Annotated in this window: 15 protein-coding genes; 12 read left to right on the top strand and 3 right to left on the bottom strand. The window is 35.6% G+C overall.

Translation table 11 applies throughout. The features are described from left to right. Positions 1 to 5: 5 nt before the first annotated feature. From C794_RS14550 to C794_RS14500, 11 genes are all read left to right on the top strand, one after another. A complete protein-coding gene (locus C794_RS14550; RefSeq protein ID WP_017797883.1) occupies positions 6 to 1,007 on the top strand; it encodes a LacI family DNA-binding transcriptional regulator in 1,002 nt (333 codons plus the stop codon). Positions 1,008 to 1,020: 13 nt separating this feature from the next. After that, on the top strand, positions 1,021 to 1,587 hold the full coding sequence (gene hxlB, locus C794_RS14545) for a 6-phospho-3-hexuloisomerase (protein ID WP_017797882.1): 567 nt from the start codon (positions 1,021 to 1,023) through the stop codon (positions 1,585 to 1,587). Positions 1,588 to 1,600: 13 nt separating this feature from the next. Further along, entirely contained in the window at positions 1,601 to 2,233 is a 633-nt protein-coding gene (locus C794_RS14540) for a bifunctional 4-hydroxy-2-oxoglutarate aldolase/2-dehydro-3-deoxy-phosphogluconate aldolase (protein WP_017797881.1), read from the top strand. Between the two features lie 38 nt (positions 2,234 to 2,271). Next, on the top strand, positions 2,272 to 3,300 hold the full coding sequence (locus C794_RS14535; protein ID WP_017797880.1) for a TRAP transporter substrate-binding protein: 1,029 nt from the start codon (positions 2,272 to 2,274) through the stop codon (positions 3,298 to 3,300). Positions 3,301 to 3,319: 19 nt separating this feature from the next. Next, positions 3,320 to 3,805 (top strand): TRAP transporter small permease, encoded by a 486-nt coding sequence (locus C794_RS14530; RefSeq protein WP_017797879.1) that lies wholly within the window; start codon positions 3,320 to 3,322, stop codon positions 3,803 to 3,805. Continuing rightward, entirely contained in the window at positions 3,805 to 5,091 is a 1,287-nt protein-coding gene (locus tag C794_RS14525) for a TRAP transporter large permease (protein WP_017797878.1), read from the top strand. The genes C794_RS14530 and C794_RS14525 overlap by 1 nt, the downstream gene beginning before the upstream one ends. Before the next feature lie 19 nt (positions 5,092 to 5,110). Then, a complete protein-coding gene (gene rpiA / locus C794_RS14520; RefSeq protein WP_017797877.1) occupies positions 5,111 to 5,791 on the top strand; it encodes a ribose-5-phosphate isomerase RpiA in 681 nt (226 codons plus the stop codon). A 15-nt stretch (positions 5,792 to 5,806) separates the two neighbouring features. Next, positions 5,807 to 6,757, top strand: a complete 951-nt coding sequence (locus C794_RS14515; RefSeq protein WP_017797876.1) for a sugar kinase — start codon at positions 5,807 to 5,809, stop codon at positions 6,755 to 6,757. Positions 6,758 to 6,772: 15 nt separating this feature from the next. Further along, on the top strand, positions 6,773 to 7,396 hold the full coding sequence (gene hxlA, locus C794_RS14510; protein WP_017797875.1) for a 3-hexulose-6-phosphate synthase: 624 nt from the start codon (positions 6,773 to 6,775) through the stop codon (positions 7,394 to 7,396). Positions 7,397 to 7,600: 204 nt separating this feature from the next. Then, positions 7,601 to 8,566 (top strand): Gfo/Idh/MocA family protein, encoded by a 966-nt coding sequence (locus C794_RS14505; protein WP_017797874.1) that lies wholly within the window; start codon positions 7,601 to 7,603, stop codon positions 8,564 to 8,566. 109 nt (positions 8,567 to 8,675) lie between these two features. Next, positions 8,676 to 8,966, top strand: coding sequence for a YppG family protein (locus C794_RS14500; RefSeq protein WP_017797873.1), 291 nt, complete (start codon positions 8,676 to 8,678; stop codon positions 8,964 to 8,966). A 326-nt stretch (positions 8,967 to 9,292) separates the two neighbouring features. Here the strand turns inward: C794_RS14500 and C794_RS14495 are convergent, their stop codons facing one another. Next, on the bottom strand, positions 9,293 to 9,760 hold the full coding sequence (locus tag C794_RS14495) for an Hsp20/alpha crystallin family protein (protein WP_017797872.1): 468 nt from the start codon (positions 9,758 to 9,760) through the stop codon (positions 9,293 to 9,295). A gap of 250 nt (positions 9,761 to 10,010) precedes the next feature. On the opposite strand from C794_RS14495, the gene purU reads away from it, so the two are divergent. Continuing rightward, the gene (gene purU, locus C794_RS14490; RefSeq protein ID WP_017797871.1) at positions 10,011 to 10,913 is read left to right on the top strand and encodes a formyltetrahydrofolate deformylase; all 903 of its coding nucleotides are present in this window, start codon (positions 10,011 to 10,013) and stop codon (positions 10,911 to 10,913) included. Between the two features lie 79 nt (positions 10,914 to 10,992). On the opposite strand, the gene C794_RS14485 is transcribed toward purU, so the two are convergent. Further along, on the bottom strand, positions 10,993 to 12,417 hold the full coding sequence (locus C794_RS14485; RefSeq protein WP_017797870.1) for a dipeptidase: 1,425 nt from the start codon (positions 12,415 to 12,417) through the stop codon (positions 10,993 to 10,995). A 69-nt stretch (positions 12,418 to 12,486) separates the two neighbouring features. Next, a complete protein-coding gene (locus C794_RS14480) occupies positions 12,487 to 13,596 on the bottom strand; it encodes a nitric oxide synthase oxygenase (protein ID WP_017797869.1) in 1,110 nt (369 codons plus the stop codon). Between the last annotated feature and the right edge of the window lie 58 nt (positions 13,597 to 13,654).

The raw sequence follows: 13,654 nt of genomic DNA, 5'->3' as shown, positions 1-13,654 counted from the left end.
AACTTATGACAAAAAGAATTACAATTTCTGATGTTGCGATACATGCAGGTGTATCAAAAAGCACAGTATCACAGTATTTGAACGGTCGTTATGATTATATGGGACAAAAAACAAAAGAAAAAATTGAGTCTGCAATTAAAGAGCTAAAGTATAGTCCGAATATGGTGGCCAGAAGCCTAAAACAAAAATCATCGACTACCATTGGGGTTATTGTTGCAAATATTCTTCATGTATTTTCAACTCAGGTCATTCGAGCAATAGAAGATTTCTGCCATGAAAAAGGATTTCATGTCATTGTATGTAATGCAGACGATAATTCTGATAAAGAGAAAACCTATATAGATATGCTCCGGGCAAAACAAGTAGATGGAATCATTGCTTTTCCAACCGGTGATAATGTTGCGCTTTATCAAGGACTTTTAGAGGAAAAATATCCATTAGTATTTATGGACAGATTGGTAGATGGATTAGATATTCCTACTGTATTACTTGATAACTATAAAGCTGCAACTCTAGCAGTGGATTTATTAAAAGATTATCAACGACCTGCCATAGTAACATCACCGTTAAAAGAGAATTTGACACCGAGAATGGAAAGATTAATTGGTTTTAAAAATGAGCTAGCTAAACATGGGAAATCATTATCTGATGAATATATTGCTTGTGGTGAAATTAATGAAATACAAAAAAAGTTGACGGAGCTCTTTCAATTATCTGAACCGCCAGACGCAATTTTTGCGATAAATGATCGCGTTTTACATGAAGTACTATCCTTTATAAATTATCAAAATATCCGAATTCCAGATGATGTAGCATTAGTAAATGTCGATGATGTATCATTTGCAGAATTTTATCAGCCAGCATTAACAACGATTTCACAGCCAGCTTTTGAAATGGGAAAGAAAGCTGCTGAGCTATTATTTACACAAATCAAAAATCCACAAGATATAAGTACAAGGGAAACCTTCCGTTTCGAACCAATGGTGAATCGGAGAAAATCTTGTTGAATAGAAAGGAAAGATGATTATCGTGAAACAAAAAATAAATACTATCGCTAGAGAAATTCAGGAAGTTCTGGGACAAGTTATTGAAGCAGAAGTAATTGAATTAGCGGAAGGTATCCAACAAGCACCTCGAGTATTTATTGCGGGAACCGGCCGCTCTGGGTTAGTAGGAAAAATGTTTGGTATGCGCCTTATGCATAGTGGTTATCAGATTTATATTGTAGGAGAAACAAATACACCCAGCTTAGAATCAAATGATTTATTGTTATTAATTTCTGGTTCTGGAGGGACAACTTCCTTATTGAATTATGCAAATAAAGCAAAAGAAATTGATGCGAAAGTAGGTTTAGTAACAACAAATAAAGAATCTTCAATCGGCTCACAAAGTGATTATATCGTCCGTGTGCCAGCCGCAACTAAAAAACGTTTGTCGCAAGAACCAGATACAATTCAACCACTTGGTAGTCAGTTTGATCAATCTGCTCATCTATTATTAGATGCTATTGTAGTGTATTTATTAGATATGTATCCAGCCAATCGAAGTGTAGAAAGTCTAAACCAAAAACATACTAATTTAGAATAAGGTGGGATTATTTATGTCAGTAATAGAAGGTATTCAAGAAGAAAAAGTAGTAGCAGTTATCCGAAAAGCAAATTCGGATAATATTGTATCCATTTTGGAAGCGTTAGCAAAAGGTGGAATTCATCATGTGGAAATAACAGCTGAAACACCGAATGTTGAAAATGTAATTAAAACAGCAGTACAGAATGTAAATGAAGAAATTCAAATTGGAGCAGGCACAGTGCTTGATCCAGAGACGGCAAGGGCATTAATTTTAGCTGGAGCAACTTTTATTGTATCCCCAACATTAAATATAAAAACGCTAGAAATTTGTCAACGGTATGGTGTAGAACATATCCCTGGTGTGTTTACACCGACAGAAGTATTAACTGCATATGAACATGGTGCTAGAATGGTGAAAATTTTCCCTATCGATGCAGTTGGTCCTAACTATGTGAAGAATATTCGTGGGCCATTACCACACGTGAAAGCGATGGTCACCGGTGGAATCACTTTGGATAATATCGGTGATTATTTGAAAGCAGGAAGTGTAGCTGTAGGAACAGGAAGCAGCTTAGTAAATGCTCCGTTACTTCAAACAAAAGAAGATTACGCTGAATTAACTGAACGTGCGAAACAATATATTCAAAGCGCTAATCAAGTCTAGAAAACAATTGCTAATACATCAAGAGGGAGGAACGTTTTATGAGAAAAAATAAAATCGCTTTCATAATTTTGTTTATAAATTTAATAGCTTTAGTACTTTCTGCTTGCAATACGAATGAAGTTGATGCAGGAGAAGATGGCAAAATTAAAATTATTGCTGCTCATAACCAGACTTCACCAGATAATCCATATCAGACTGGTTTGCTCAAGTTTAAAGAAGTAGTGGAAGAAGAATCAGGTGGAAAAATGGAAGTAGAAGTTCATGCAGGTACGATTGGAACAGAAGAATCGGAGTTAGTAGAGAAACTTCAATTAGGGGCAGCGGATGTTATATTAGCTTCTCCCGGGTTCATGACACAAACAGGAATTAGAGAAGTAGATTTGTTTTCAGCACCATATTTGTTTAATAGTTATGAACATTGGTTAGCAGCAGTTGATGGAGAAGTTGGACAAGAAATGGCACAAATCATTAATGAGAAATCAGACAATTCATTTAAACTGCTAGGTTATTGGTCAGCAGGTGTAAGACATTACTATGGCAAGAAACCAATTGAATCAGTGGAAGACTTACGAGGGGTATCCTTGCGTACACAAACCTCAGGAGTAATTTCTGATTTTTGGAAGGCTACTGGAGCAATCCCATCAGGAATATCTTGGGGTGAGTTATATCAAGGATTACAACAGGATGTCGTAGATTCCTCAGAGAATGCATATCCGTTTTTCGTGCAACAAGCACATCACACAACAAGTAATGGTAAATACATTACAGAAACAGCACATGACTACACGACTCGCTTTTTATTAACAAATGGGGAAAAGTTCGATAATTATACGAAGGAACAACAAGAAATCATCTTGCAAGCGGCAGAAGCATCTGTGGTAGCCGAACGAGAGGCAACTATGGAACAAGATGAAGAATATAAGGAAAAAGCAATTGAGGATGGTGCGGAAGTTAATGAAATTGATCGTCAGCCTTTCATTGATATTGCAACACCGATTTTAAATGATTTTGCTAAAGAGATTGAAGTGGAAGGACTGCTTCAGCAGATTAGAAGTTTAGAAGACTAACGAAAGGAGAGGATTCACCATGAAAAAGATGACAAATGCTATAGAGAAAATACAAATTACCATTGGTGTTATTTTTCTCTGTGTGTTTTTTGGAATTATTGTATTACAAATCGTTACTCGACATTTAGGAATTTCTGTGGTCTGGACAGAAGAGGCGGCTAATTATTCATTTATTTGGGCCGTGTTTATGGGAGCGGCAGTTATGGTAAATCGGAGAGAGCACTTTAATTTTGACTTTCTAGTTCAAAAGCTTAAAGGCAAAAAAAGGGCTTACCTTAGTATTTTTAATGATGCAATCCTTTTCATTTTTAATATATGTATTTTTTTATTAGGAGTACAGGTGGTAAGCGAGTTTTGGAATTATACTTGGTCGTCGATACCACAAATGAAAATGGGGTATGTATGGTTAGTAATTCCAGTGATGGCAGCTACCATGCTTATATATACTACCTCTCATTTCGTAGAGCACATTCGCATAATCAAAGCAAAGGAGGTACATGAATAATGGGAATTATGTTATTAGCAATTTTCTTAGTATTAATGATTATCGGTGTACCGATTGCTTTTGTTATTGGAATAGTAGCTTTACTTGGGATTAGTGGTATTCCTTATACACCTGAAGCTACAGTTGCAATGAAAATGGTGAATGGCCTCGATTCCTTTGTCCTACTGGCTGTGCCTTTGTTCATTCTAGCAGCAAACTTAATGAACTCAGGGAAAATCTCAGAGAAGTTGATTGAGTTAGCGTTAGCTATTGTTGGTCCAATACGTGGAGGGCTTGCTCATGCGAATGTATTAGTTTCGATGATGTTTGCCGGTGTTTCTGGAGCAGCACAAGCAGATACTGCTGGTGTAGGAAAAGTTCTAATACCGAGCATGTTACGAAAAGGCTATGATAAAGAAACCGCAGTAGGGGTTACTGCAGCTTCCTCTACAGTTGGCGTTGTCATACCCCCTAGTATTCCAATGATTATTTTTGCTGGTCTTACGAATGCTTCCATCGGGGCATTATTTTTAGGGGGGATTATTCCTGGTATTCTAATTGGTGTTGGAATGATGGTTCTTATTTATTTCATCGCACTAAAGAGAAATTACCCGAAAGATGCAAAAGTGGAGATGAAAGTATTTTTTAAATTATTATTGGAAGCGATACCAGCATTACTTACACCAGTAATCATTATCGGTGGAATTATCACCGGATTCTTTACAGCCACAGAAGCAGCTGCCGTAGCATCACTTTATACGATTGTTATTTGTATGTTTTACTATAAAACGTTGAAGTTCAAAGATTTTCCAAAGATATTATTCGACACCTTGGCACTTAGTTCTTTATCGTTATTCGCTCTAGCTGCAGCGAGTGCATTAGGTGAATTAATGAGTTATTACCAATTAGGAGCAATGGCTCAAGAGTTCTTTGCGAATAATATTGGCGCAGAATGGTTATTTATTTTAATTATTATTGTTTTCTTCTTATTTATAGGAACTTTTATGGATGCAATTCCGGCAATGATTTTATTTGTTCCTGTTATTTTACCTACTGCACTAGAATTGGGGATCGATCCAGTACATTTAGGATTAATTGTAGTGATTACGTTAGCAATTGGATTAATTACGCCACCATACGGGTTATGTCTATTATTGGCTGCGAAAATTGGAAATATGTCGACAGAACGTTCTTTTGTGGCAGTAATCCCTTATATTGCAATTGTTTTAGTAGTCTTGTTATTCATCGCATTTTTCCCGGATATTGCTTTCTATATTCCGAAAATGATTAATCCTAGCTTATTCTAACTAGAAAGAGGCGAATATAGTGGAATACAATGATAAACTTATTGCAGCACGAGAAGCGGTAAGGTACATCAAAGAAGGCATGGTTATTGGAATTGGATCTGGATCGACTGTAAATGAATTCCTCTATTGTTTGGCAGATAGAATCAAAGTAGAAGGATTGCAAATAGTAGGTATTCCTGCATCGAAAAAATCAGAACGATTAGCTAGAAAGCTTAAGATCCCTTTAACAACTTTTGCCTCGTATCAAAACGTAGATATTTCGATTGATGGAACAGATGAGATCGATGAACAGCTTCATTTGGTTAAAGGTGGAGGCGGATCATTAGTTAGAGAAAAAATGATAGATTTGGTTGCTGACACCTTTATCGTAATTGCTAGTGGTGAAAAGAAAGTAAGAAAGCTAGGAACGTTCCCAGTGCCAGTTGAAGTTGTGCCATTTGGATGGCAGGCTACGGAACAAAGGCTACAACAACTTGGTTGCCATACCAAATTGCGTTTATTGAATGGAGAAATTTTTGTTTCGGATAATCAGAACTATATTATTGATTGTGAATTTAAAAAGATAGACGACGCAGTGACCTTACATGCATCATTGAAACAAATCGTAGGAGTAATTGAAACTGGAATTTTCACCCATTTGGTAGATAAAGCAATTATTGCAGATAACGGTCAAATCTATGTTATGGAAAATATAAGGTGATTGGGAGGGGTATATATGAAAGATATTATAACGTTAGGAGAAGCGATGGTAGTTTTCAACCCAGAATCTACTGGACCTATGAAATTTGTAAATGGATTTCATAAAACAATTGGTGGGGCGGAGTTGAATTTAGCTATCGGATGCTCACGGTTAGGGCTAAATACTGGATATATAACCAGACTTGGTAATGACGAATTTGGGAAATCCATTCGTAATTTTGTAAGAGGAGAAGGCATTGATACATCGGAAATAGATTTTATCGACCACTATCCAACATCGATTAACTTTAAAGAAATTATGGAAGATGGCAGTGTAAAAACATTTTACTATCGTGATAAATCACCTACGTTGTCGATGACACCAGATGATTTAAATGAATCATACTTTAAAAATGCAAAAATTCTCCACTTAACAGGAATATTCCCTGCTATTGGTGACGCAGCATTAAAAGTATGGAAGCAGGCTATACATTTGGCAAAGAAACATGGGGTGAAAATATCTTTTGACCCAAATATTCGCTTAAAAATGTGGTCGAAGGAACAAGCTCGGAAGGTATTGTTAGAAATTTTACCGGATGTTGATATTTTGTTAGCTGGTGACGAGGAAATGGACATTATTATTGGAAAACGGGACCCGGTAGCAATTATTGAAGCGTGTAAAAAAATGGGGATCTCTTATGTAACGATTAAGCAAGGAGAAAACGGATCAGTAGGTTATTCTCTTGGTGAAACGATTAAAGCAGCTCCAGTTAAAGCTAGCAAAGTCGTAGATACGGTCGGTGCAGGAGATGGATTTAATGCTGGAGTTCTCTATGGTTATCTTCATGAATGGTCTTTAAAGCGAACACTTAATTTTGCAAATACAATAGGATCGATGGTTGTTGGTATTACAGGTGATAACGAAGGGCTTCCATATTATGAAGATGTTCAAGAACGACTAGGAGAAGTAGAGAGAATAGAACGGTAATCGAGGTGAGAATTTATGAAATTACAATTAGCATTAGATCGACTAACACGTGGGGAAAGTATTCGCATACTAGAAAGTGTGAAACAACATATTGATATTATCGAGATTGGAACTGGCGTAATTAAAGAATATGGCGTCTCGATTATAAAAGAAATAAAAGAATTATATCCTGGAAAAAAGATTCTAGCAGATATGAAAATATGTGATGCTGGAAAATATGAAGCAAAGCAAGCATTTACAGCAGGGGCAGATATTGTAACTGTAATGGGATTCGCAGCTAATTCTACCATTAAAGAGACTTTACAAGTTGCAAAAGAAATGAATGGACAAATGATGATAGACTTGTTAGAAATCCAATCTGCAGATCGAGTAAAAGAGTTATCATCGACTGGGGCTGATTTAGTAGGTTTACATGTGGGTAAAGATAAACAATCAGAAGGGGTCTTTCATACCGATTTATTTTCTTTAATCGAGGGAATTCCTGTACAAGTAGCAGTGGCTGGAGGAATCAATTCGAAAACATTACCAGATATTAAACAACACAAACCAGATATTGTTATAATTGGCAGTGCCATTACTGGACAAGAGAATCCGGAGTTAGCTGCAAATACAATAAGAAACATAATGGAAGATAGATAATCTCAGTTAATCTTCCCGTTTTGCGAGACGATAAAGAAAAGACGGGAAGATTTTATTATATAGATAAGGTAGGAAATATGGCTTTGATAGGGATTGGAGTATCCTGTCTTTTTTGTTTTTAGATGAAAAAGACTATATCTATCTATTGATTTGGATTACAATGTAGGTGAAACAGAATTACTATGGAAGAAAGGAAGATGTAAATTGAATATAGCAACTATTGGTTCTGGGAAAATAGTAGAGGAAATGTTACAAGCAATTGAATCGTTACAAGATGTGCAATGTGTTGCTGCTTTTTCACGGACTAAAGATAAAGCACAGCGCCTGGCAGATCGTTATGATATTGCAAAAATATATACGAATTTAGAGGAAATGTTAAGTGATTCTGAAATTGATACCATTTATATTGCCTCGCCTAATAGTTTACATGCTGAACAAGCTCGTCTTTCGATGGAATATGGAAAAAATGTCATTTGTGAAAAACCTTTTACTTCATCTCATGAAGAAGCTAAAGCATTATTCTCACTTGCAAAGGAAAAAGAAGTATTTTTATTTGAAGCTATTCCAACTTTACATTTACCCAATTATCAACTAATTAAAGAACATTTAGACAGTCTTGGGCCGATTAAGCTAGTGCAATGCAATTATAGCCAGTATTCTAGTCGTTATGATCAACTAAAAAATGGAGAGGTTACGAATATATTTGATCCTAAATTTGCTGGAGGTGCATTGGCAGATATAAACATTTATAATCTTCATTTCGTGCTTAACTTATTTGGAAAGCCAGAAAAAGTTAACTATTCAGCGAATCAACATAGCAATGGAATAGATACTTCTGGAATAGCGGTGTTATCTTATCCGACTTTCCAAGCTAGTTGTGTAGGAGCAAAAGATACGACTGGAGTTAATTTTGTAATGATTCAAGGCGAAGAAGGATATCTCTATGTTTCTCAAGGGGCTAATGGAGTTCAAAAAGTAACGTTGAAGAAAAAAGATGAAGAAATAGTTATTTCTGTTCAACAAGATGATCCTAGATTAACGTATGAATTTAGACGTTTTCAAGAGATTATTACAAACGAGGATTATGTGGCAAGAGACCAACTCCTAGAACATTCCCTTCATGTAGCTAGTGTAATGGAAGCTGCAAGAAATCAAATTGGACTCGATTAATAGGAGACAAAAAAATGTCTTTTATGAAGAGATAGACGGATTGCCCTTTCCAATGAAACATATTTGCATAAATTATAGCAAAGTATCTCGGAGGAGGGGAACTGTACAAATGTTTGATAGACGTTCAGAAAGACCAATATTTGGACCACGACCACGTAGACCTCAACCGACTGCAATAAGAAGAAGAGGTTTTGGATTATCTCCACAAAATAAGTATTTACCAGGTCAATCAAATAAGTATAGTCAAATACAAGGCACTGCTAATCATGTGAAAACGATGTTTCAAGATGACAAAGGTGAATGGGATTACGGTAAGTTAATGACAACGGCTGGTCAATTACAGGAAGTATATCAAAACGTCAGTCCATTAATTAGTGGAGTCATGAAGAAATTAAAATAGTAAAGTGAAACTTTTTTAAGTGGGGTATTACTGTCCTTATATTCGGAACAAATAAAGAATCAGAGGTTACGTTCTAATGGACGCTGCCTCTGTTTTTTTATTATGCAATGGAAATTATAATATTTGAGTGCGTGCTGTAGAAAACGAAATAACTAAATAAGACTTGCTAAATGTTACTTATGAGGCTTACCTTGTTAGGGTGAAAGTTATCATCGGTTCGTCTCCTCACCGTGATTACCTATAGATCAAAGAAAAAAGGAAGTTCGACCATTGTCGAATCTTCCCTATAACAGCGGCGTACTCATTACGTTGCTAAACGGGTGTGTTTATTCAATGTTTAAGAAATGTCGATTTGTATTCAATTTAGGTATCGTAATTGCTAAAATACCTTTTTCTAAAGTTGCTGTTGTTTCTTTTTTAGGAATATTAAATGGGATTGTGATGGTTCTTTCTTTTTTTTCAGTTGACGATTCCTTTTTGGAGAATGAATCTGAGTGTAGCTCATTTGATATTCTGTTTTCTACAACTATCTTTAAGCGATTCCCGATTATTTCTAATTCAATTTGCTCTCGTGTATACCCTGGTAGCTCTGCTTTAATAATCATAGCTTCATCAGTTTCAATGGTATCTACATAAAAGGGATGAAATACATGACCATTAAATTGCTTAAATGAATGATTGAACAAAGAGTCCATGCGATCCATAAATTGATGTAGTGGTTTAAAGTCAATATCCCAGTTCTCAGGTAATATCTTTTTCTTATTCGGATCAGATGAATTATTGTCTGAAGTCATTTCAATACCCCCTACTCTGGATGTTCTATCTATACTGTATGCAAAACATAATCATTTAGGATGGGCGAAAGTCGGAGAGTCATAATAAATCCTACAGGAATTGCTAATATTATATTTACATAAAGCCATAACTTGACTGATAGCTCTTTCATACTTTAAAGTACTATAAAGTAAAACTTCATCAGGTAGGGGTTATAAATTCCCGTTACATGCAGGATAAAGTAAAAGATGATAGAAAGTTGTGATTCATATGTACCGATATTCAGAAAATAAATTAGATACATTTCAAGAAAGGTATAAAGATCGAGCGCGACTATTAATTAAATGTCCAGATAAACAAGGAATTGTCGCAGCAGTTTCAACATTCTTACATGAACAAGGAGCAAATATTGTAGCTTCCAATCAGTATACTGTTGATCCAGAGGGTGGAGAATTCTTCATGCGATTAGAATTTGAAATCAAAGGTTTATCTGAACAGGTAGAACAATTGAAGGAAAAGTTTCAATTCGTTGCTGAACGTATGGAAATGGAATGGCGTATAGCTATGATGAGTGAGTTTAAAAATGTAGCCATCTTTGTTTCGAAAGAACCTCATTGTCTACTTGAATTATTGTGGGAATGGCAAAGTGGAGATTTATTAGCAAATATTAAAGTAGTAATTAGTAATCACGAAACTGCAAGGGAAATGGTGGAGGCCGCAGGGATTCCTTTTTATCATGTTCCAGTCACGAAAGGACAAAAAAAGGAAGCTGAGGACAAGCAAAATGAAATTCTAAAGAAATATGATATTGAGATGATTATCTTAGCAAGATATATGCAAATACTTAGTCCTCATTTTGTTGAGAAATATGAAAATAAAATAATTAATATTCACCATTCATTCTTACCAGCTTTTATTGGGGCAAAACCGTATGAACGTGCATATGATCGCGGGGTGAAAATGATTGGAGCAACTTCACATTATGTAACAAATGACTTAGATGAAGGACCGATTATTGAACAAGATATTGACCGTGTAAATCACGAACAAAATGCAGCCGATTTAAAGAAAATTGGTCAATCAATTGAAAGACGCGTTCTCTCACGAGCTGTAAAATGGCACTTAGAAGATCGTATCCTTGTCCATGAAAATAAGACAATCATTTTTGAATAAAATAAAAGAACGAGCTTTAGGATGTAATTTCAGGATATCGTACCTCTTTTAACTATGTCCAGAGCTCGTTCTTATTTAGTTAATTATCTAAATATACTATCGCAGTATCTCGAATAGTGTCACCATTATTTAATACAACTTCAAAGGTGATGACATGATAATATTCTGTTAATTTTTCTGTAACTGTATGAGAGACCTCTCCAGAACTTGCGTCATACTCTGCTTTAAATCTATGTCCATCAACAATAATATTAACTTCTTCCACTTGAGCGGAATCATCCATTTCAATGGTTGCCTTGAAAGTAGGTGTTGAAGAGTTTATATGATCTCCCATTTGAAATTCAGGAAGAATATTAGCTGTCGAACTTGATGCAACATTTTCAACTTCTGAAATTTCTTCCACATCATTCATTACTCTTAAGGAATTTTCTCCAAGAATTTTTCGGATATCATCATTTGAATATCCTCTATTCTCCAATTCTTTAGTCAGAAGGGGAAGGTCAGTACTATCGGTCATATCGGAAGGAAGATCTGCGCCATCAAAATCAGAACCTATGGCAACGTGATTTATTCCTATTAAATCGACGACATAATCAATATGGTCTACAATATCATTGATAGTAGCTTGGTTATTTTCGGATAAAAATACTGGATAAAATACAATTCCAACAACGCCATTGTTTTCTTTGAGTGCTTGTAATTGCTCATCAGTTAGATTTCTTTGATGACTTCTCAATTCTTCGACACCAGAATGTGTCGCCATAATAGGAGCTTCTGTTGTTTCGATCACATCCCAAAACGTACTTCTAGACATATGAGAAACATCTACAATCATTCCTAGGCGATTCATTTCTTGAACGAGTTCTTCGCCTGTTGTCGTTAACCCGCCTGAAGAAGAACGTCCATCTAAGTATACTTCATCTGCTCCTTCACCAAGAATGTTTGAATAGTTCCAATTAAATCCGATTGCTTTTATTCCAAGATCCTTATACTGTTGCACAAGTTCTTTACTATTTTCTTGTGAAAAAGAATAACCGCCTTCTATAGTTGGTACAATTGCAATTTTGTCATTAGCAAGTGTATCTTTAATTTCATTGAGAGATGGTGAGATAGTCATGGACTCCTGATTGTTTTCAACGGTCCAGTACAAAGCATTTATTAAAGCTAATGTTCTACTTAAGTTTCTTTCTGTATAACCGTAATCTGTTGTAAATGCAGCAAAGTAACCTACATCTATACCACTTTCTTTTAATTTTTCTATATCAATATGAAGCGATGTCGGCTCTTCAATATTTAAAGTTGGAAGCCATGTATTTTCGTCAAGAACATTCATCATTGTGTCAATATGACCATCAACAACAATAGATTGCTCATGAACAGGTTGTTCTTCCTGAATATCATGTATGAGTTGGAAAGGTTTGGTTATGTGATCCCATAAATCGGCACCACTTACACCTGGTAAAATAGATAAGATTCCTAATAAAAAAATAGATGAAAGGTTCATTATAAGAAATTTCCTCCAAAAGCTTTTTATTTATCCTGCCCTTGTGAAACTAACATTCACTAGGCTTTATTAATGAAAGGGACAAGATGTTGGTTGATAAAATTTATTTTGATAAAAGAAATTAGGTTTTAAAATATCGTTTCTATAGGGTTTATGCCATATATGTGTAGTTGCAGGAGAAACAGGCGGTATAAGCCAAGTCCACTTACCTGTGACATCCCGACCTTTGGCAGCCTCGTGCTTTTCAAAAACTTCGAATTGTTTAGCTGCAGTGTGGTGGTCTGTAATCGTAATCCCTTGCTTTTTAAATGAGTAAAGAATGGCAGCATTTAATTCTACCAATGCTCGATCTCTCCAAAGATTACTTTCATGTTTGGTATTAATTCCCATCTTTTCAGCAATCTTTGGTAACATATCATAACGATATTCATCGGCAAAATTTCTGGCACCAATTTCTGTTCCCATATACCAACCATTGAATGGAGCTGCAATATAATCGAGCCCGCCAATTTCTAAACGCATATCAGATATAATTGGAATAGCATACCATTTTAAATTTAAAGAAGCTATCTCCGGATAATCAGGATGTTCGATTGGTATTTCTGGAATGATCTCATTTGGAATCTCCATCCATTGTGGATGTTGGTCTCCAATTTGTACTACGAGTGGTAGAATATCGAAATTTGTGCGTGCGCCTTTCCAATTCAAACGTTCACAAATTTTTGTGAACTCAATGGAATCTGGATCTCCAATAATACCTTCGTCCGTTTGATAACCTGCATATCTTAATAGTTGATGATTCCAAATTTTTATGATGTTCTTCTTGTCTTGTTCTGGACGGAAGATGGTAATGTATGGCTTGATTCTTCCGTGGTTGAACGATAATTGTATATGGCTGAGGAGGTATTCAAAAACTTCTTCGTAAGTGTCAACATTTCGTGCATCAACGACTTCTATCCGTTCCCAAAAAAGTCTACCAATACATCGATTGGAATTTCGCCATGCTAACTTAGCGCCATAGACAATTTCGTCGTACATTTGAGTATAGTATCCTTTTTTTTCTATTTCCGAGTTGACTTGAGCGATTCGTTTAGCTAAATAGTCATGTGGCTTATCTGTTTCATCACAGTATTGTGTCAAAAACAACTTTGCCTCTTGAGAAACTTTTTCTATCGTCAAAGGAATAAACCTCCTATTAATCTTCGAGTGTATTTGACATACCTATTCTATCGAAGCA

Source organism: Oceanobacillus kimchii X50 (genome assembly GCF_000340475.1).
Taxonomy (GTDB): Bacteria; Bacillota; Bacilli; order Bacillales; family Amphibacillaceae; genus Oceanobacillus; species Oceanobacillus kimchii.
Note: the sequence above shows the minus strand (reverse complement) of the source record. Positions and strands in the feature narration are given on the sequence as shown.

Excerpts from the sequence above, each read along its gene's own strand:
- C794_RS14550 (WP_017797883.1), top strand. The coding sequence starts at position 6 with ATGACAAAAAGAATTACAATTTCTGATGTTGCGATACATGCAGGTGTA.
- hxlB (WP_017797882.1), top strand. The coding sequence starts at position 1,021 with ATGATTATCGTGAAACAAAAAATAAATACTATCGCTAGAGAAATTCAG.
- C794_RS14540 (WP_017797881.1), top strand. The coding sequence starts at position 1,601 with ATGTCAGTAATAGAAGGTATTCAAGAAGAAAAAGTAGTAGCAGTTATC.
- C794_RS14535 (WP_017797880.1), top strand. The coding sequence starts at position 2,272 with ATGAGAAAAAATAAAATCGCTTTCATAATTTTGTTTATAAATTTAATA.
- C794_RS14530 (WP_017797879.1), top strand. The coding sequence starts at position 3,320 with ATGAAAAAGATGACAAATGCTATAGAGAAAATACAAATTACCATTGGT.
- C794_RS14525 (WP_017797878.1), top strand. The coding sequence starts at position 3,805 with ATGGGAATTATGTTATTAGCAATTTTCTTAGTATTAATGATTATCGGT.
- C794_RS14515 (WP_017797876.1), top strand. The coding sequence starts at position 5,807 with ATGAAAGATATTATAACGTTAGGAGAAGCGATGGTAGTTTTCAACCCA.
- hxlA (WP_017797875.1), top strand. The coding sequence starts at position 6,773 with ATGAAATTACAATTAGCATTAGATCGACTAACACGTGGGGAAAGTATT.
- C794_RS14500 (WP_017797873.1), top strand. The coding sequence starts at position 8,676 with ATGTTTGATAGACGTTCAGAAAGACCAATATTTGGACCACGACCACGT.
- C794_RS14495 (WP_017797872.1), bottom strand. The coding sequence starts at position 9,760 with ATGACTTCAGACAATAATTCATCTGATCCGAATAAGAAAAAGATATTA.
- purU (WP_017797871.1), top strand. The coding sequence starts at position 10,011 with ATGTACCGATATTCAGAAAATAAATTAGATACATTTCAAGAAAGGTAT.
- C794_RS14485 (WP_017797870.1), bottom strand. The coding sequence starts at position 12,417 with ATGAACCTTTCATCTATTTTTTTATTAGGAATCTTATCTATTTTACCA.